Raw genomic sequence first — 18,561 nt, forward strand, 5'->3', positions numbered from 1 at the left:
TTTGGGGGAAGCATGGCGGGCAATTTCTACGGCGCGGACGTCGCTCAGTTGCGGCAACTGGCCCAGGACCTTGCACGCAGCGCAGACCGGTTGACGCTGTTGGGCCAACAGCTCAGCGGCTCCATCTCCAACAGTCCTTGGCGTGGAGCCGACGCCGACAGGTTCCGCCATGACTGGACCGGCTCACATCTCAAGGCCTTGCAGCACGCGGCATCAGGAATTGAGTCCGCATCCCAGAGCCTGCGCAAGAACGCCCAGGAACAAGAGACGGCGAGCGGCGCGTCTGGCGCCGGACCCGGCGGTGCGGGCGGCGGGAGCGCCCCCGCGGGCGGAACGGCCCAGGACCTCACGGACCTTCTCAACGGCATGACGCCGGACGAACGCGCGGCCTACCTGCGCAGTGACGAATTCAAGCAATGGGCGCTTGAGCACCCGGAGGAAGCCAAGGCTGCGATGGATGCAGCTGCCGACTCCGGGCTGATCGAAAAGAAGTCCCCGGAGTACGCGCAATTCCTCAGTGACTACTGGAACCAGCAGGCCATGCGGGAAATGGGCATTGATCCGTCCACGTGGGATACCAGCAAGGGCACCGAGTACAACTGGGAAACCATCAAGAAGGTCTACGACTTCTACGGCCAGGCCTTCCTGTCCAACCCGGATCTGCAGTGGGCCGGGATGGCCAACATGATCGGGCCGTCTTTCGCGGGCGGTTTCCGCGACATGGCCATGCTGCGTGACCTTGCACGGCAGATCGCGGACAATCCCGCCTCGGACGTTCCCATCCCCGTGCTCGACCAGATCGAGCAACTGGCCAACATGACCGACGACGAGATCAAGTTCTACGAGACCTCCATGCTGGACATGAACAAGGAGATCTTCCTCGACCAGGCACGGCAGCACCAGGCCTACATGAACGGTGGAATCGACGAGATCAACAGGCTGCGGGACTCCGGCGCCATTGATCCGGGCACCGCCGAAGCCTGGGCCCAGATCGATTCCGGTGATCCTGCGCAGATCAAGGAAGGCAACACGGCGCTGCTCTACCGCGAGCAAAACGAAATCATCGCGGACGATTACACCAATATGCAGAACCACCCGGGCGGCGAAGCCGTCACATATATGGTTACCCTGGCTGGCGAACCCTCCATTCCCGGCGCCAAGAGCTACCCCGAAGTCTTCCCTTACAAGTTCAGCGTGGAGAGCCCCGGACCGGAGAACATCCCGTTCACCAACTGGGACAACCCAACGCAGTTCAGGACGGATTTCACCACGGGATTCCCGGACGGGAACATCGCCGATGCTGATTCGCGCTGGGCCCTCATCAAGCAGGACACCTTGCCCGCGTACCAGGATCTCCTGGCCAACGATCCCCAAGAGGCCCGGGATATTGTGGGCTCGGACTTCAACCAGCGCGTTGAGCAGTACCGGCCCACCAACAACATTCCCGGAATCATGAACCGGTTCCTCGACGGCTTCGACGCCGAGGTGCACCAATGAGCCTTACCCAACGCAGTGCAGGCGCGTGGGGGCGGAGGGTCACCGCCTTTCTCGCCATTGGCCTGGCAGCCCTTACTGCGAGCGGATGCCGGATAACCCCTACGCCCGCGGCCACTTCGTCTTCATCCACACCATCCCAAGGGAGCACAGTGATCACCTCGGAATTCTCCACTCTGGATGCATCCGGCGTCGAACAGATCAAAGCCGATGGCCGGGCACGCCTGGACATGAGCAGCGGCTCACTCCAGAAGTCTGCTGTCAGGGTGGACGACACCAGCTACGGCCCGGAGATCAACACCCAGGGTTCCGGAAAGATCCAGCTCAGCATCGTTGGACCCAGCGGAGAAGTCACCGGCCAAACGGACCGGATCCGGTTCAAGACCACTGACGCCCGCCCGGACTTCAGTGAGGTGACATTCTTCCTCACCGCAGACTCCCCCGAGGACCTCTTCGCCCAGATCAGGGAGGGCGTGGAAAAGTACGGCATCGACTCCGCTGACGCCGAACGCTGGATCACTTCCGCAGGCCAGGACGCGTCCGGGACAAGTGACTACTCGCTGACCTCCGGCACCAGCACGGGACTCAGCGTGAACTACGACATCCGGTTCGACGGCTCCAAGGACACCCAGGTCATCATCGTGCACGTGAGCCCCGGCGCCTGACGCTTGCTTTGATAACAAGACCCTAGACCGGTGGGCCGATGTTGGTCTTCAGGTTCTTCATCACCAGCGTGGACGTCAGCCGCTCCACGGCCGGGAGGGCCGCGAGTTCGTCGTCGTAGAAGCGCTGATACGCCGGCAGGTCGGCCGCAATGACTTTGAGCAGATAGTCCGGCGACCCAAAGAGGCGTTGGGCCTCAACGATGTTGCTGCTGGCCGTCACCCTGGCCTCGAAGGCTGCCATGGTTGCCCGGTCCGCGCGCTGCAGGGTCACGAACACGATTGCTTCGAAACCGAGCCCCACGGCAGCCGGGTCGATGTCCGCGCGGTACCCACGGATCACCCCGGACTGCTCGAGATCCCGGAGCCGACGATGACACGGAGCCACCGTGAGTCCCACCTTGGAAGCCAGCGCCGTGGCAGTGATTCGGCCGTCCTCTTTGAGGTGCCGCAAAATAGTTCTGTCAATTCCGTCGATCACGCAAGAATCTTACCGACCACCCACGGTTTAGAGCGAAATTAGCGAACACTTATCGGCGCATTTTCCCTAGAGTTTTCCTACCCGCACACCCCGGAAGGAAAACCCGTGAATCCGCAGCTCTTCGTCGCCTTCCTGCTGGTATCGGTCAGCCTGGCCTGCACCCCCGGCGTCGACTGGGCGTACTCGATTTCAGCCGGCCTCCGCCAGCGCAGTTTCGTTCCCGCGGTGGCAGGACTGTGCAGCGGCTACGTGGTCCATACCCTGCTGATGGCCGCTGGCCTCGCAGCCCTCCTCGCCGGCGTTCCAGGCCTTCTTGGCTGGCTCACGATCGCCGGAGCCGCCTACCTGCTGTGGCTCGGCGTCGGCACCATCCGCTCCTGGCGAGGCGCGAGCTTCAGTGCGGAAGCCGGCGTCGTGCATTCCCGGACGCAACTCCGCACTTTCCTGACGGGCATGGGAACCAGCGGCATTAACCCCAAAGGTCTCCTGTTCTTCGTGGCGCTGGTTCCCCAATTCGTCAGCCCGGACGCGGCGCTGCCCGTGCCCGTACAGTCGGGGGTGCTGGGCTTGACCTTCGTGGCCCTGGCAGGCCTGGTGTACACGGTGGTTGCCCTGGCCTCGCGGCGGCTGCTGGCATCCCGGCCTGGTGCCGCACGCGTGGTTACGCTGACCAGCGGCATCGTCATGGTGGGACTGGGAGCCGTACTGCTGTCGGAACAGCTCGTGCCGCTGCTTGGCCAGGTGCACCCCTAGGAAGCGAGCATCTCGTCCAAGCGCTCGTATCCTTCCACTACGCCGTAGTTCATGCCGGTGGCGAGGGCCATGTCCCGGGCTTCAACCGAGGGGTAGACCTCGTGGACCACAATCCTGGTCCGGCCGTCGGTTTCCTCGAAGGTGGTGGTGCTGATGCCCACCTGGTCCGGGGCGCCGTCGAACTCGAAGGTCATGATGATCAGCGCTTCCGGGTCCACTTTGTGGAAGACGCCGCGGAAGCCGAACATGGCGTTCTCATCGCCGCTCTCGTAGTGCCAACTCCCACCGGTTGTGGCGTTGTACTCGGTGACGTTCAGCTTGGCAGTGCGCGGGCCCAACCATTTGGCCAGGAGGTCCGGGTCCACGTGAGCCTTGAAGACGGCGCTGAGCGGGGCGTCGAATTCGCGAATGGTGTCAACGAACGGAACGCCGTTGTCGGCGGTGATGGTGGTTGGATTGCTCATGTCAGTTCTTCTTTCCATTACCTGCGGTCCCTGCGGGGCCAGTGTTGTTGGCGGGGTCGGCCAGGAGTTCGTCGAGCAACCGGAAGCGTTGCTCGGCAATCAGCCTGTAGCGGTCAATCCAGGCCGTCAGCCGCTCGAGGGCCTCTGCGTCCAAGTGGACGGGCCTTCGTTGGGCGTCCCGGGAACGGGTTACCAACCCGGCGTGCTCCAGGACCTGGATATGTTTGGAAACTGCCTGTTTGCTGATTTCGAAGGGCTCGGCCAGTTCGTTGACGGTGGCATCGCCCCGGGAAAGCCGGGCAACGATGTCCCTTCGGACGGGATCAGCCAGCGCCATGAACGCTTTGTCCAGAGCATCCTGATCCATGGGAGGTTCTGCCTTTCGTAATCAACCAAATGCTTTATCAACCATTTGGTTGATTACAAGATTACGCTTCGTCACCGCTAACCACAATGGGCCTATTCGCCGCCGAGCTGCCTGAAATCGTTCTCCCACAAACGGCGCATCTCGGCGTCCTTCCGGATCACCTCAAGCGTCTCCAACTCCGCAGGCGGTGCGGGACGCCGCGAGCGCGGAGTCAGGGACATCCGGCCTTGGTCCAGGGCCAGGAGCGCCCGGTCCGTCAGCGCATCCTGGCGAAGGGCAAGGCTGGTCTTCTTGCGCCGCAGGACCTCCTTCAGTGCCGACTGCGCCGAATCGAAGTCGCCACGAGCCCGCTGGGCCCGCGCGCGAATCAGCAGCAGCGCGGCGGACAGGTCGTCCGTATTGAGCAGGCCGTTGGTCCAAACCACCACATCGCGGTGCCGCTCGAGGGCCAGGGCTGCCGTGCACCGCGCCAAGGCGGAAGGCAACGACGGCGGCAAACCAACCACGGCTTCCAGGGCGGCCTCCATCATGCCCATTTCCCGCAGCGAGTGGGAAAGCGCCAGGAACACGGATTCTTCGCTGAACAGCACCGGAACCTCAACGCGCTCGGCGACCTCAACCCGGGTGACCACCTGCCCAAGGTACTGGGCCGAGAACTGGCTGGCGTCGTCGTCGATCCTCGTTGCCAAGCCGCGCTGCAGCAATTCCGAGGCCCGCAGGTGGCCGCCGTGCTTGTAGACGAGCAGGCCCGCCATGACGTAGCAAAGCCCGGCCCAGCCCGGAAACTCGCGGGCCAAGGCCAGCAGCCTCTCCGGTTCCGTGGATGTGAAGACGGCGTCGTGCAGGGCCTTGCCCTGCCTGCTGGAGAGGAATTTCAGGCGAGGAACATCGCCGGCAACCGAAAGCCGCGCGGCGCCGCGACCACCCAGGACGCCGGAAACCGCACCGCCCAAACCGTCCGTGAGCCCTTTGACCGGCGTACGGATACGCCCCTCCCGGAACGGGGTCAGGTCACGGGAATCATGAAAGATCGAGGCGAATCCACCGCTGGGACCGTGAGTCATGAACCCATGCTATCGGGCGCTGAACTGGCCGTATCCACTGCTATCGGGGGCATTTCAGGAGTATTATGGCGGCGTCGGCAAGGTTTTCCGACACCCCTTGCCGCGGGCCGGTTCTCCATGAGAAGAGCCGGATAACAGCGTGAAAGGGAGGACTTATGACCACCGCTTCGCACCCAGCACACCACCATGCGATGGGTTTAACGCTTCACAACACAGCCATGGGAGTTGGCATTGTGTTCCTGCTGGTCGGTGTCCTGGGTTTCATTCCGGGAATCACCACCAATTACGGCGCCATGACCTTCGCAGGACATGAATCCGGCGCCATGCTGCTTGGAGTTTTCCAAGTTTCCATCCTCCACAACATTGTCCATTTGCTGTTTGGCGCGGCCGGCCTGGCCATGGCGAGGACGGGCCGCATGGCCCGCCTGTTCCTCCTTGGTGGCGGTGCCGTCTACTTGGTCCTGTGGATCTACGGCCTGGTCATCAACCAGGAAACCGGCGCCAACTTTGTTCCGTTCAACACCGCTGACAACTGGCTGCACTTCATTCTTGGCGTGGCCATGATTGGCTTGGGCGTTTGGCTGGGCAGGGACGCAATGGACGAGACGGCGGCGCGCAAGGCACCTTAGCCATCCGCGTACGTTTCTGATTAACCACGACGGCGGCCGCTCCCCTTGCGGGGGCGGCCGCCGCCTTGCTGTCCGCGAGATGGCACTTAATGCCAATGTTGCGGCGCGGGATTGTCATTAAGTGCCATCTCGGCGACGCTCCACGTCGATTCAGACCGGCGGGCGTCCGCCCAAGCGCGTGGTGACCTTGGCGGCTGCTTCGAGGCATGCTTCGCCGAGGCTGTTGAGGGTGTCCTGCGAAACCCGGAATTTGGGTGCCGGAATGAGCACAGCCGCAACAATATGGCCCCGGTGGTCGTAGACGGGCGAGGCAACACCGACTTCTTCGATGGAGGTTTCCCCGAAGTTGACGGCCCAACCCCGAGTGCCGGCTTCCCCGAGCCGCTGCAGGTAGGCGTCGATGGAAGCATCATCCATGCCCGGCAGCGTGATCGATCCGCTGCGGAGCAGGCCACGGACCCGCTCGGCATCTTCCGCAGCAAGGAAAACTTGAACGGACGAGCTCAGTGCCTCGCTGTACCGGGCTCCCAGCGGCGCAAGGTGTTTGACCTGGTGGCGGCTGGGGATCTGTTCCACGCACATGGACTCGACGCCGTTCCACACCATGAGGGCGCTGGTCTCACCGGTGCGTTCGGTCAGCTCGCGCAAAACGGGGTACGCGACGCGCCGCTCTTCGAGTTCCGCCAGGAGGGGGCCCGCCATCGCGATCATCCCCAGCCCCAAGCGGAACCGGCGCGAATCGACGTCGCGCTCCACCAAACCTTCTTGCTCCAAAGTGGCCAGCATCCGCGAAACGGTGCTCTTGTGGAGGCCAATCCGGCCTGCGATTTCGGTGACGCCCAGCAATGGTTCCTCGGCACTGAAGCTCTTCAGCACAGCTACGGCGTTGACGATGACCGAGGCACCTTTGCCTTCGCCGTTGTTGTTGCTGCTGTCAGGAGTCGCGCTGGATTCCGTGGGAGTCATGGATTCACTATATTTCGCTGCGGATGGTCCGCCGGTCGCGGCGTGGGGCCGGCGGACATTGTGCACCATGTCCGCCGACCCGTCACGCTAGGCTCCGATGATGTTGTACTCGGGTCCGAACGGGAACTTGGTGATGTTCTCCGCGCCGTCTTCGCCCACAACCAGGATGTCGTGCTCGCGGTAGCCACCGGCACCCGGCTCCCCGTCCAGCACCGTGATCATTGGCTCCATGGACACCACCATGCCCGGTTCCAGCACGGTATCGATGTCCTCCCGCAACTCCAGCCCTGCTTCGCGGCCGTAGTAGTGGCTGAGCACGCCGAACGAGTGGCCGTAGCCGAAGGTCCGGTTGGCAAGGAGGCCGTGGCTGACGTAGATCTCGTTCAGCTCGGCGGCGATGTCCTTGCAGACAGCTCCGGGCTTGATGAGCTCCAAGCCACGCTTGTGGACCTCCACGTTGATGTTCCACAGTTCCAGCGATCGGGCATCGGGTTCGCCGTAGAAGAGTGTCCGCTCAAGGGCCGTGTAGTAGCCGCTGGTCATGGGGAAGCAGTTCAGCGACAGGATGTCGTGCTCCTGGATCTTCCGGGTGGTGGCCCAGTTGTGCGCGCCGTCGGTGTTGATGCCGGACTGGAACCACACCCACGTGTCCCGGATTTCGGAGTCCGGAAAGGTCCGCGCAATCTCGTGGACCATGGCCTCGGTACCGATCAGGGCAACCTCGTACTCGCTGATGCCGGCCGTGATGGCATTGCGGATGGCTTCGCCGCCGAGGTCGCCAATGCGGGCACCGTGCTTGATGACCTCGATTTCCTCGGCCGACTTGATCATGCGCTGGCGCATCGCGGCCTGGGCAACGTCAACCAGCGCGGCGTCGGCGAAGGCCGCCTGGATCTTGTTGCGGTTTTCGAGCGGCAACGAGTCATCCTCGACGCCGATGCGGCGCGGCTTGATGCCGCGGGTGCGCAGCACTTCCTGGATGGCGTGGATGTAGTTGTCACGCTTCCAGTCCGTGTAGACGAGGTTCTCGCCGTAGCTGCGGCGCCAAGGCATGCCGGCGTCGATATTTGCCGTAATGGTGACCGTGTCATCCTTGGTGACCACCATGCCGTAGGAACGGCCGAAGTAGGTGAAGAGGAAGTCGGAGTAGTACTTAATCGAGTGGTAGCTGGTGAGGACCACGGCGTCGAGGTCCTTTTCGGCCATGATGCTGCGGAGGCCGGCGAGGCGGCGCTCGAACTCGGCGTCGGAGAAGGTCAGGGAGACTTTCTCGCCGTTGTTGAGGACCTTGAGGCGCTCGAGCTTGGCGACGTCATTGATGGCCTCGTTCTGGGTGATGGTCATGGGTGTTCCTTTCAATGGGTGTGGTTGTTTGTCAGTCCTGCTGCAGGGGCTTCCTGGAAGTTTCTGCGGCAAAGAGGACTGCGATCAGGGAAACAATGGAGGCGGCTACGAGGTACCAGCCGGGAGCCAACTGGTTGTGCGTCATGCCGATCAGGAGGGTCGCCATGAACGGGGCGGTGCCGCCGAACAGGGCGTTGGAGAGGTTGAAGCTCACGGCGAATCCGGTGTACCGCACCTTGGTGGGGAACAGTTCGGCGAGGAAGCTGGGCAGGGTGCCGTCGTTGAGGGTCAGCATGCCGCCCAAAAGGATCTGCACCAGCACGATCACCAGGAAGTTCCGGGTATCCAGCAGCATGAATGCCGGCACGGTCAGCACCACGAAGAGTATGGACGCCGTGAGGAGCATCCGCTTCCGGCCGAACTTGTCCGATGCGATGCCGGTCAGGAAGATGAACCCGATGTAGCTCGCCAAGGCAATGGTCGTGGCCAGGAACGATTCAGTGGCGCCGAAGCCCAGCTCCTCCGACAGGTACGTTGGCATGTAGCTGAGGATCACGTAGAAACCGACGGCGTTGAGCAGCACCGCACCCGTGGCGATGATCAATTGCTTCTTGTAGAGCCGGAACATCGCGAACGCGGGCGCCTTCACGGCGTGGTCCTGCTCTGCGAGCTCGCGGAACGCCGGCGTGTCCTCAAGCTTGGTCCGGATGTACCTGCCGATGAGGCCCATGGGAGCCGCAAGCAGGAACGGCAAGCGCCAGCCCCACTCGTTGAGCTGCTCCGGGGTCATTGCTGAACTCAGCAGGGCGGCCAGCAAGGAACCCAGCAGCAGTCCCGCTGCGGTACTGGCAGGCACGACGGCGGCATACAGTCCGCGCCGATGTGGCGGCGCATACTCCACCAGGAAGGCGGATGCCCCGGCATACTCGCCGGCTGCGGAGAAGCCTTGGACCACCCTGACCAGCAGGAGCAGGATGGGTGCCATCACGCCGATGGTGGCGTAGCCAGGTATGAGGGCGATGCAGAAAGTAGCCACGGACATCAGCAGGATGGAGAGGCTCAGCGCCTGTTTGCGGCCAAGCCTGTCTCCGATATGGCCCCAGATGAATCCGCCGAGGGGCCGCACGAAGAAGGAGATGGCGAAAACGCCGAACGTGGCCAGCAGTGCGGTCTGACGGTCGGATTCCGGGAAGAAAACCGTAGAGATGATGCCGGCGAGGTAGCCGTAGACGGCGTAGTCGAACCATTCGACGAAGTTGCCGATGAAGCTTGCAGTGACCACTCGTCGTCGAGTGTCTTTGCTGACTGTGTGGTTGGTTGTGGTCTTGGGGCCGGGAGCGGTCGTTTGCCCGGCTGCCACAGAGGATTCATTGCTCATGTGTCCACCAAAATCATTTTGGGTTGCATTCAACGCAACGCTGTTGCACCAGATTATGTGTGAGCGAGGCCACGGTCAAGGGGCTATTTGTCGGCACCCTTTGAGGACTGGACACTTCGAGGCCCGCAGGTCAGGAGTAGTGCCGTCATTGCATCCAAACGGAACTTATTGCACTGAACCCAACTCAGTTGCGAAGTGACGCTCTCTCACCTAACCGCCCATTCAGCCAATCGCTCTCTCACAGAACACCCCCGCCCGCCGAACGCTCTCTCAACGGCACGAAGAACACTCGACGTCGGCACCCAGGCCTGGTGCCGACGTCGTACGTCAGGGGCCAACCACCCAAGGAGGCGAGAGCAGGATCGCCAAAGGGCGGCCGGCGAGAGAGCGTCCGCCGGAATCGGGCGGTTCGGTGAGAGAGGAACCGTCAGGACGGGCGGTTCGGTGAGAGAGGAACCGTCAGGACAAGCGCTTCGGTGAGAGAGGGCGGGTAGGCGGGGGCATCCGGCCGCGCGCGTCCGAGGGAGGAACGACCGAGCGCGCAGAGGATGGCGCCGCCGCCAGGGACGGTGAGAGAGGAACCGCGAGAACGGGCGGTTTGGTGAGAGAGCGTCCGCTAGAAAGGGGGGTTTGGTGAGAGAGCGTCGGCCAGGAAGGGCGGTTTGGTGAGAGAGGGTCGGTTAGAGGACCTTGCGGATCGTCTCTTCGAAGCTCACTACGTGGTGCAGGGCCAGGCTTGCGGCGCGCTCTTCGTCGCCGTCCGCTATGGCGGTGAGGAGGTCCGCGTGCTCGGAGATGTGGCCGGAGACCGAGGGCATCTTCTCCAGCATGTGGCACCAGATGCGGGTGGCGAGGTTGTCGTACCGGATCAGGACGTCCTCAAGGTGAGCGTTGGCCGAGGCTTTGTAGATGAGCCGGTGGACCTGGATGTCGTAGCGCATCAGTTCCTGCGAGGAGGCATCCTGGCCTTCGAGATCCCGGATGGCCGCAGCAACATCGCGGAGCTCCGCACGCATCGCCGGGCTGGCCATGCGTGCGGCCTTGCGGGAGGCCAGGGGTTCGAGCAGTTCACGGATTTCGGAGACTTCGGCGAGCTGCGTAATGTCCACGCCGGTGGCGAAGGTTCCGCGGCGGGGGTAGGAAACCACCAGATGGTCGCTCTCGAGGCGCTTGATAGCTTCACGCACGGGCGTGCGGCCGATGCCGAGCTCGGTGGCAATCTGGCCGTCGTTGATGGGGTCGCCCGGCTTGATGTCCAACATGATGAGCCTGTCGCGCAGGAGCAGGTAGGCGTTCTCCGCCAGGGACGTACCCTGCGGAGCTGTTTCCAAAGCTTCCAATGCTGTGCTCATTGCGTTCTCCCCGTTGTCGCCTTCCAGCCTGATGGACGAATTGCCTCAGACCTGTTGACGACTATGTGACCTCCAACATACTATGGCAATAGTTCTAATATATCAGTTGACTAACAGTCAGCCACTACCAGTACTTCTAAGGAGAACACCATGGTTGAACCGCTGATCCGCCCACTCGCCCAGGCGGACCCGGAGGTTGATCAGGCGATCGCCCAGGAACTCATTCGCCAGCAGTCCACGCTGGAAATGATCGCTTCGGAGAACTTCGCCCCTACGGCCGTCATGGAAGCCCAGGGCTCGGTGCTCACCAACAAGTACGCCGAAGGCTACCCGGGCAAGCGCTACTACGGCGGCTGCGAACACGTTGATGTGATCGAGCAGCTCGCCATCGACCGCCTGAAGGCACTCTTCGGAGCCGAATTCGCCAACGTCCAGCCTCACTCCGGCGCCCAGGCCAACGCCGCGGCAATGCACGCACTGATTACCCCGGGCGACACCATCATGGGCCTGAACCTGGCACACGGCGGCCACCTGACCCACGGCATGCGGATCAACTTCTCCGGAAAGCTCTACAACGTGGTTCCGTACAGCGTCCGCGAGGACACCCACACGATCGACATGGCCGAGGTTGAGCGCCTGGCACTGGAGAACAAGCCGCAGCTGATCGTGGCCGGCTGGTCCGCCTACTCCCGCCAGCTGGACTTCGCAGAATTCCGCCGCATCGCCGACTCCGTGGGCGCCTACCTGATGGTCGATATGGCCCACTTCGCCGGTCTTGTCGCAGCAGGTTTGCACCCGAGCCCGGTCCCCCACGCCCACATCGTCACCAGCACTACGCACAAGACGCTCGGCGGCCCCCGCGGCGGCGTGATCCTGACCAACGACGCCGACATCGCCAAGAAGGTCAACTCCGCCGTCTTCCCGGGCCAGCAGGGTGGACCGCTGGAGCACGTGATCGCAGCCAAGGCCGTGGCCTTCAAGTTCGCCTCCGAGCCGGAGTTCAAGGAGCGCCAATCCCGCGTCCTCGAAGGCTCCAAGATCCTCGCCCAGCGCCTCCTCAAGGAAGACGTGGCAGCGGCAGGCATCTCCGTGGTCAGCGGTGGCACCGACGTCCACCTTGTGCTGGTTGACCTCCGCAACTCCGAATTGAACGGCCAGCAGGGCGAAGACGCACTGCATCACATCGGCATCACGGTCAACCGCAACGCCGTCCCGTTCGACCCCCGCCCGCCGATGGTCTCCTCCGGCCTCCGCGTCGGCACCCCGGCACTCGCCGCCCGCGGCTTCGGCGCCGGGGAATTCACCGAGGTCGCAGACATCATCGCGACGGCGTTGATCGCCTCGGCGGGCACCGGCACCTTGGACGAGGCGACCGCCGTCGAACTCCGCAGCCGCGTGACGGCACTGGCGGACAAGTTCCCCCTGTACCCGCACCTTTCCACCAACGGCACCGGTGCCGGATCCGTACTCGAAGCAGAAATGATTGGAGCAGCCCAGTGAGTGTCGACCACCTCCCCGAACACCCTGACTTCCTCTGGCGCAACCCGGACCCCAAGAAGTCGTATGACGCAGTGATCGTCGGCGGCGGCGGGCACGGCCTGGCCACGGCCTACTACCTGGCCAAGAACCACGGCATGACCAACATCGCCATCCTGGAAAAGGGCTGGCTGGCCGGTGGCAACATGGCCCGCAACACCACGATCATCCGTTCCAACTACCTCTGGGACGAGAGCGCCGCGATCTACGAGCACGCCTTGAAGCTCTGGGAGATCCTGCCGGAAGAGCTGGAGTACGACTTCCTGTTCAGCCAGCGTGGCGTGATGAACCTGGCCCACACCCTGGGCGATGTCCGCGAGAGCATGCGCCGCGTGGGCGCCAACCGCCTCAACGGCGTGGACGCCGAGTGGCTGGAGCCGGACCAGGTCAAGGAACTCTGCCCCATCCTGAACACGAGCGACAACATCCGCTACCCCGTCATGGGCGCCACGTACCAGCCGCGTGCAGGCATCGCCAAGCACGACCACGTTGCGTGGGCCTTCGCCCGCAAGTGCGACGAAATGGGCGTGGACATCATCCAGAACTGTGAAGTCACCGGCTTCATCAAGGACGGCGACCGCGTGACCGGCGTCAAGACCACGCGCGGCACCATCAACACCGAAAAGGTGGGCCTCTGCGCCGCCGGCCACAGCTCCGTGCTGGCCGAGATGGCAGGTTTCCGCCTGCCGATCCAGTCCCACCCGCTGCAGGCACTCGTTTCGGAACTCCACGAACCCGTGCACCCCACGGTGGTCATGTCCAACCACGTCCACGTGTACGTCTCCCAGGCGCACAAGGGCGAACTGGTGATGGGCGCCGGCGTCGACTCCTACAACGGATACGGCCAGCGCGGTTCCTTCCACGTGATCGAAGAGCAGATGGCAGCAGCCGTTGAACTCTTCCCGATCTTCGCCCGGGCCCACGTGCTCCGTACCTGGGGCGGGATCGTGGACACCACGCTGGATGCCTCCCCGATTGTGGGCGTCACTCCGGTGGAGAACATGTTCGTCAACTGTGGCTGGGGAACCGGCGGCTTCAAGGGAACCCCGGCAGCGGGCCTCACCTTCGCCCACACCATCGCCACGGGTGCACCGCACAAGCTCAACAAGCCGTTCGCTCTGGAACGCTTCGAAACCGGTGCCCTGATCGACGAACACGGCGCCGCAGCCGTGGCCCACTAGCCAGGACAGGACAGGACAGGAAAGACATGCTCCTCATTTCATGCCCCAACTGCGGGCCGCGCGACGAAACCGAATTCCACTACGGCGGACAGGCACACGTCCCCTACCCGGAAAACCCGAACGACCTCACGGACCGGGAATGGGCTGAATACCTGTTCTACCGCGAGAACACCAAGGGCACCTACGCCGAACGCTGGGTCCACAGCACCGGCTGCCGCCAGTGGTTCAACATGCTCCGCGACACCGTGAGCTATGACATCCACTCCATCTACGCGATGGGCCAGCCACGGCCGGAACTCGCGGTAGAAAACGCAGCAGGACAAGCCGGCGCACCCGGCCTCGCACCCGGCGCCCCCACCACATCCACCTCCCCGGAAGGAGCCCAGAAGTGACAAGCCAGAACGCCCGCCTCGCCACAGGCGGCCGCATCGACCGCAGCATCACCTGGCGGTTCACCGTGGATGGCCAGGAATTCGTTGGCCACCCGGGCGACACCATCGCTTCGGCCCTCCTGGCCAACGGCCACGTCAACGCCGGCAACTCCCTCTACGAGGACCGCCCCCGCGGCATCGTCGCCGCAGGCGTCGAGGAGCCCAACGCACTGGTCAAGATCGCCCCGCGTTTCCCCGGCCACGTCGCCGAATCCATGCTTCCGGCCACGGCTGTTTCCCTGGTGGACGGACAGAGCATCGAACTGCTCTCCGGCCTGGGCAAGCTTGACCCGGCCGAGGACCAGGCGGAGTACGACAAGAAATACGTCCACACCGATGTCCTGGTGGTCGGTGGTGGCGTTGCGGGCCTCGCAGCGGCCCGCGAAGCCGTTCGCACCGGTGCCCGCGTCATCCTGATCGACGACCAGCCCGAGCTTGGCGGCTCCCTGCTTTCCGGTTCCACCGCTGAGGGCCTCGCCGAGACCATCGAAGGCAAGCCCGCCCTCGAGTGGGTTGCCGACGTCGAGGCAGAGCTGGTCTCCGCAGAGGAATGCACGGTGCTGCACCGCACCACGGCCTTCGGTTCCTACGATTCCAACTACTTCATCGCAGCCCAGAACCGCACGGACCACCTTGGCGTCCCGGCAGCGGCCGGTGTCTCCCGCCAGCGTATTTGGCACATCCGTGCTGCACAGGTGGTCCTGGCTCCCGGCGCCCACGAGCGTCCGCTGGTCTTCGAGAACAACGACCGCCCGGGCATCATGCTCGCCTCGGCCGTGCGCACTTACCTCAACCGCTACGCCGTCGCAGCCGGTCAGCGCGTTGTCATCAGCACCACCAACGACTCCGCTTACCTGCTCGCCGCAGACCTTCAGGCAGCAGGCGTGCCGGTTGCCGCCGTCGTGGACGCCCGTCCGCAGATCAGCGAAAAGGCCGCAGCCGCCGTCGAATCCGGCCTCCGGGTCCTGATCGGCAGCGCCGTTGCCGACACCAGCGCAGATGAGGCCGGTCGCCTGAACGGCGTGACCGTCCGCAGCATCAACGACGACGGCGAACTCACCTCGGGCGTCGAGCAGATCGCCGCCGATGTCCTCGCCGTTTCCGGTGGCTGGAGCCCTGTGGTGCACCTCCACAGCCAGCGCCAGGGCAAGCTGCGCTGGGACGACGAACTGGCCGGTTTCATCCCGTCCAGCGTGGTCCGCAACCAGCAGGTTGTTGGCGCAGGCCGTGGCAGCTACGAACTGCAGGACTGCCTGGCAGAGGGCATCTCCGCCGGCGCGGCCGCCTCGATCGCCGCCGGTTTCGAATCCGCCGTCACTCCGTCCGAACTGCAGGCCCCCGTGGCCAGCGCCCCGACCCGCCAGCTGTGGCTGGTACCCGCCCAGGAAGGCGAGCCCGGTGAGTGGCACCACCACTTCGTGGACTTCCAGCGCGACCAGTCCGTGGCCGACGTGCTCCGCTCCACCGGTGCCGGCATGCGCTCCGTGGAGCACGTGAAGCGGTACACCTCCATCAGCACCGCCAACGACCAGGGCAAGACCTCCGGCGTCAACGCGATCGGCGTCATCGCCGCAGCCCTCAAGTACGGCGGCGCGGACGCAGTTCCGGGCATCGGCGAGATCGGCACTACCGCGTACCGTGCACCGTTCACCCCGGTGGCCTTCGCAGCCCTGGCCGGACGCCAGCGCGGCGAGCTCTTCGACCCCGCCCGCGTCACCTCGATCCACCCGTGGCACGTCGCCCAGGGCGCCCTGTTCGAAGACGTCGGACAGTGGAAGCGCCCCTGGTACTACCCGCAGGACGGCGAGGACATGGACACCGCGGTGCTCCGCGAATGCGCCGCAGTCCGCGACTCCGTGGGCTTCATGGACGCCACCACCCTCGGCAAGATCGAGATCCGTGGCAAGGACTCCGGTGAATTCCTGAACCGCGTCTACACCAACGCGTTCAAGAAGCTCGCCCCGGGATCCGCCCGCTACGGCGTCATGTGCACGCTGGACGGCATGATCTTCGACGACGGCGTGACCCTGCGCCTGGACGAGGACACCTACTTCATGACCACCACCACCGGCGGCGCAGCCAAGGTGCTGGACTGGCTCGAAGAGTGGCACCAGACGGAATGGCCGGAACTCGATGTCGTCTTCACCTCTGTCACTGAACAGTGGAGCACCATCGCCGTCGTCGGTCCCAAGTCCCGTGCAGTGATCGCCAAGGTGGCCCCGCAGCTCGCCGAGAACGGCGGCCTGGAGGCGGAGAACTTCCCGTTCATGACGTTCCGCGAGACAACGCTGGCCTCCGGAGTGCAGGCCCGCGTCTGCCGGATCTCCTTCTCCGGTGAACTGGCCTACGAAATCAACGTTCCGTCCTGGTACGGGCTCAACACCTGGGAAGCCGTTGCTGCCGCAGGTGCCGAGTTCAACATCACCCCCTACGGCACGGAAACCATGCACGTACTCCGCGCCGAGAAGGGCTACCCGATCGTTGGGCAGGACACCGACGGCACGGTCACCCCGCAGGACGCCGGCATGGAGTGGATTGTCTCCAAGGCCAAGGACTTCATCGGCAAGCGCTCCTACCTTCGCGAGGATTCCAAGCGCGAGGACCGCAAGCACCTGGTGAGCGTCCTTCCCGTGGACCACTCGCTGAAGCTGCCCGAAGGCACCCAGCTGGTGGAGAAGGGCATTGCGGTCAACCCCGCAAACGGCCCGGTTCCCATGGAAGGCTTTGTGACCTCGAGCTACCACAGCGCCGCTTTGGGCCGTTCCTTCGGCCTGGCCCTGATCCAAAACGGCCGCAACCGCATCGGCGAGACCCTCCAGGCTTCCCTGGGCGACCAGCTGGTGGACGTGGTTGTTGGCGAAACCGTACTTTTCGATGCTGAAGGGACCCGCAAAGATGGCTGAGACAGCAACCCCCGCAGAAACCGTGGCCCGCGTTCGTGAGGCCCGCCGCAGCCCGGCACAGCACCTGGCCGACGCCTTCGTCTCCGGTTCCGTGCCCGGCACGGTCACGCTCCACGAAATCCCCTACCAGGCCCAGGTGGGCATCCGGGTGGACAGGACGTCCGACGCCGGTACCCGGGTTGCGTCCGTAACCGGCGGCTTGCCTGCCACGTCCGGTGAGGTGGTCACCTCCGGTGCCATCAGCACCGTGTGGCTCGGCCCCACCGAATTCCTGGTCATTGCCCCCGAAGAGTCCCACGACTCGCTCGGTGGATCCCTGGTGGGCGACCTGACGTCCGCCTTGGGCACCGACTCCGGCCAGGTGGTGGATCTGTCCGCCAACCGGACCACGTTCGAGCTCTCCGGCAGCCGTTCCCGTGCAGTCCTGGAAAAGAGCTGCGCACTGGACCTGCACCCGCGGGTCCTCAAGGCAGGCACCGCCCTTTCCACGGAAATCGGGCACATCCCAGTGGTTCTGTGGAAGACCGGCGAGGAAACTTTCCGGATTTTCCCCCGCGCCTCCTTCGCCGACTTCCTGGGTCGCTGGCTCCTGGACTCCATGCGGGAGTACGCATCCCCTGAGGTCCCGTAGTGACTGCCATTCAATCAGAAACCGCCGTTACTTCCGGCGCGGGGACAACCGTGGAACACGTACTCACGCTGGACTGCCCCGAGGGCCCCGGCATTGTGCACGCGGTATCCGGGTTCCTGCTGGAACACGGCTGCGACATCATCGACAACAAGCAGTTCGGTGACCGCGCAGAAGGACACTTCTTCATGCGCGTGCATTTCGCGTCCGACGGCGACGACTCCACCGTGGATGCCTTGCGGGCCTCCTTCGGTCCCGTGGGCGAGAAGTACTCCATGAACTGGCAGCTGCAGCGCCAAGGTTACAAGCGCAAAGTGCTGATCATGGTGTCCAAGTTCGGCCACTGCCTCAACGACCTGCTGTTCCGTGCCCGCATCGGTGAACTCCCCATCGACGTGGTGGGCGTCGTGTCCAACCACCTCGACCACCAGGGACTCGCGGAGTGGCACGGCATCCCGTTCTTCCATGTCCCGGTGACGGCCGCTACCAAACCTGCGGCCGAGGCACGCCTGCTGGAGATCATCGACGAACTCGACGTGGAACTCGTGGTGCTGGCCCGCTACATGCAGGTCCTCAGCGACGACCTTGCCCGGAAGCTGGACGGCCGGGCCATCAACATCCACCACTCGTTCCTTCCGAGCTTCAAGGGCGCCAAGCCGTACCATCAGGCGTATGCACGAGGCGTCAAGACTGTGGGCGCTACCGCGCATTACGTCAACGGCGAGCTCGATGAAGGACCGATCATCTCGCAGCAGGTAGTGGAGGTGGACCACACGTTCGGACCGGACGATCTCGTAGCCGCCGGTCGGGACACGGAATGCAAGGCACTGAGCAACGCCGTTCGTTGGCACTGCGAAGGGCGGATCATCCTGAATGGGAACAGGACGATCGTGTTGAAGTAAGGCCTTGCTTCCCGCCTGCTTGCGGG

The 18,561-nt window shown here is 64.0% G+C and carries 18 protein-coding genes; 10 read left to right on the forward strand and 8 right to left on the reverse strand.

Translation table 11 applies throughout. From position 1 onward, the window contains the following. The first annotated feature begins 12 nt into the window (after positions 1 to 12). Together ACIPV6_RS07185 and ACIPV6_RS07190 are read left to right on the forward strand one after the other, a co-directional pair. Entirely contained in the window at positions 13 to 1,497 is a 1,485-nt protein-coding gene (locus tag ACIPV6_RS07185) for a WXG100 family type VII secretion target (protein ID WP_400270211.1), read from the forward strand. 149 nt (positions 1,498 to 1,646) lie between these two features. After that, a complete protein-coding gene (locus ACIPV6_RS07190) occupies positions 1,647 to 2,159 on the forward strand; it encodes a hypothetical protein (RefSeq protein ID WP_400270212.1) in 513 nt (170 codons plus the stop codon). 22 nt (positions 2,160 to 2,181) lie between these two features. Here ACIPV6_RS07190 and ACIPV6_RS07195 read toward each other — a convergent pair whose 3' ends face one another. Further along, on the reverse strand, positions 2,182 to 2,637 hold the full coding sequence (locus ACIPV6_RS07195) for an Lrp/AsnC family transcriptional regulator (protein WP_397326323.1): 456 nt from the start codon (positions 2,635 to 2,637) through the stop codon (positions 2,182 to 2,184). Between the two features lie 105 nt (positions 2,638 to 2,742). On the opposite strand from ACIPV6_RS07195, the gene ACIPV6_RS07200 reads away from it, so the two are divergent. Beyond that, a complete protein-coding gene (locus ACIPV6_RS07200; protein WP_400270213.1) occupies positions 2,743 to 3,390 on the forward strand; it encodes a LysE family translocator in 648 nt (215 codons plus the stop codon). Here ACIPV6_RS07200 and ACIPV6_RS07205 read toward each other — a convergent pair. The 3 genes from ACIPV6_RS07205 to ACIPV6_RS07215 all read right to left on the reverse strand — a co-directional run bounded on the left by ACIPV6_RS07205 (position 3,387) and on the right by ACIPV6_RS07215 (position 5,285). Continuing rightward, a complete protein-coding gene (locus ACIPV6_RS07205; protein ID WP_400270214.1) occupies positions 3,387 to 3,854 on the reverse strand; it encodes an SRPBCC family protein in 468 nt (155 codons plus the stop codon). The two genes, ACIPV6_RS07200 and ACIPV6_RS07205, sit on opposite strands and share 4 nt — an antisense overlap. 1 nt (position 3,855) lies before the next feature. After that, positions 3,856 to 4,221: an ArsR/SmtB family transcription factor gene (locus tag ACIPV6_RS07210; protein ID WP_400270215.1), complete on the reverse strand. Its 366-nt coding sequence runs from the start codon at positions 4,219 to 4,221 to the stop codon at positions 3,856 to 3,858. Positions 4,222 to 4,313: 92 nt separating this feature from the next. Then, positions 4,314 to 5,285 (reverse strand): hypothetical protein, encoded by a 972-nt coding sequence (locus ACIPV6_RS07215; RefSeq protein ID WP_400270216.1) that lies wholly within the window; start codon positions 5,283 to 5,285, stop codon positions 4,314 to 4,316. A 155-nt stretch (positions 5,286 to 5,440) separates the two neighbouring features. Here ACIPV6_RS07215 and ACIPV6_RS07220 point away from each other — a divergent pair, with 155 nt between their 5' ends. After that, a complete protein-coding gene (locus ACIPV6_RS07220; protein ID WP_400270217.1) occupies positions 5,441 to 5,914 on the forward strand; it encodes a DUF4383 domain-containing protein in 474 nt (157 codons plus the stop codon). 150 nt (positions 5,915 to 6,064) lie between these two features. Here ACIPV6_RS07220 and ACIPV6_RS07225 read toward each other — a convergent pair whose 3' ends face one another. The 4 genes from ACIPV6_RS07225 to ACIPV6_RS07240 form a co-directional block, all read right to left on the reverse strand. Then, entirely contained in the window at positions 6,065 to 6,880 is an 816-nt protein-coding gene (locus ACIPV6_RS07225; RefSeq protein WP_400270218.1) for an IclR family transcriptional regulator, read from the reverse strand. 87 nt (positions 6,881 to 6,967) lie between these two features. Further along, entirely contained in the window at positions 6,968 to 8,224 is a 1,257-nt protein-coding gene (locus tag ACIPV6_RS07230; protein ID WP_400270219.1) for an aminopeptidase P family protein, read from the reverse strand. A 31-nt stretch (positions 8,225 to 8,255) separates the two neighbouring features. After that, positions 8,256 to 9,602 (reverse strand): MFS transporter, encoded by a 1,347-nt coding sequence (locus ACIPV6_RS07235; protein WP_400270220.1) that lies wholly within the window; start codon positions 9,600 to 9,602, stop codon positions 8,256 to 8,258. 680 nt (positions 9,603 to 10,282) lie between these two features. After that, positions 10,283 to 10,954, reverse strand: a complete 672-nt coding sequence (locus tag ACIPV6_RS07240; RefSeq protein WP_400270221.1) for a GntR family transcriptional regulator — start codon at positions 10,952 to 10,954, stop codon at positions 10,283 to 10,285. Positions 10,955 to 11,104: 150 nt separating this feature from the next. On the opposite strand from ACIPV6_RS07240, the gene glyA reads away from it, so the two are divergent. Genes glyA through purU form a run of 6 tightly spaced genes read left to right on the forward strand, consistent with a single transcriptional unit; the run spans position 11,105 to position 18,535 of the window. After that, positions 11,105 to 12,454, forward strand: a complete 1,350-nt coding sequence (gene glyA, locus ACIPV6_RS07245; RefSeq protein ID WP_400270222.1) for a serine hydroxymethyltransferase — start codon at positions 11,105 to 11,107, stop codon at positions 12,452 to 12,454. Further along, positions 12,451 to 13,671: a sarcosine oxidase subunit beta family protein gene (locus ACIPV6_RS07250; protein ID WP_400270223.1), complete on the forward strand. Its 1,221-nt coding sequence runs from the start codon at positions 12,451 to 12,453 to the stop codon at positions 13,669 to 13,671. The genes glyA and ACIPV6_RS07250 overlap by 4 nt, the downstream gene beginning before the upstream one ends. 26 nt (positions 13,672 to 13,697) lie before the next feature. Next, a complete protein-coding gene (locus tag ACIPV6_RS07255; RefSeq protein ID WP_400270224.1) occupies positions 13,698 to 14,063 on the forward strand; it encodes a sarcosine oxidase subunit delta in 366 nt (121 codons plus the stop codon). After that, positions 14,060 to 17,005: a 2Fe-2S iron-sulfur cluster-binding protein gene (locus ACIPV6_RS07260; RefSeq protein ID WP_400270225.1), complete on the forward strand. Its 2,946-nt coding sequence runs from the start codon at positions 14,060 to 14,062 to the stop codon at positions 17,003 to 17,005. The genes ACIPV6_RS07255 and ACIPV6_RS07260 overlap by 4 nt, the downstream gene beginning before the upstream one ends. Continuing rightward, complete coding sequence (locus tag ACIPV6_RS07265) at positions 16,998 to 17,636, forward strand: sarcosine oxidase subunit gamma (RefSeq protein WP_400270226.1); 639 nt, start codon at positions 16,998 to 17,000, stop codon at positions 17,634 to 17,636. Before ACIPV6_RS07260 ends, ACIPV6_RS07265 begins: the two co-directional genes overlap by 8 nt. Continuing rightward, positions 17,636 to 18,535 (forward strand): formyltetrahydrofolate deformylase, encoded by a 900-nt coding sequence (gene purU, locus ACIPV6_RS07270; RefSeq protein WP_400270227.1) that lies wholly within the window; start codon positions 17,636 to 17,638, stop codon positions 18,533 to 18,535. Before ACIPV6_RS07265 ends, purU begins: the two co-directional genes overlap by 1 nt. Positions 18,536 to 18,561 lie beyond the last annotated feature (26 nt).

It is taken from the genome of Paenarthrobacter sp. NPDC089988 (assembly GCF_044748465.1).
GTDB lineage: Bacteria > Actinomycetota > Actinomycetes > Actinomycetales > Micrococcaceae > Arthrobacter.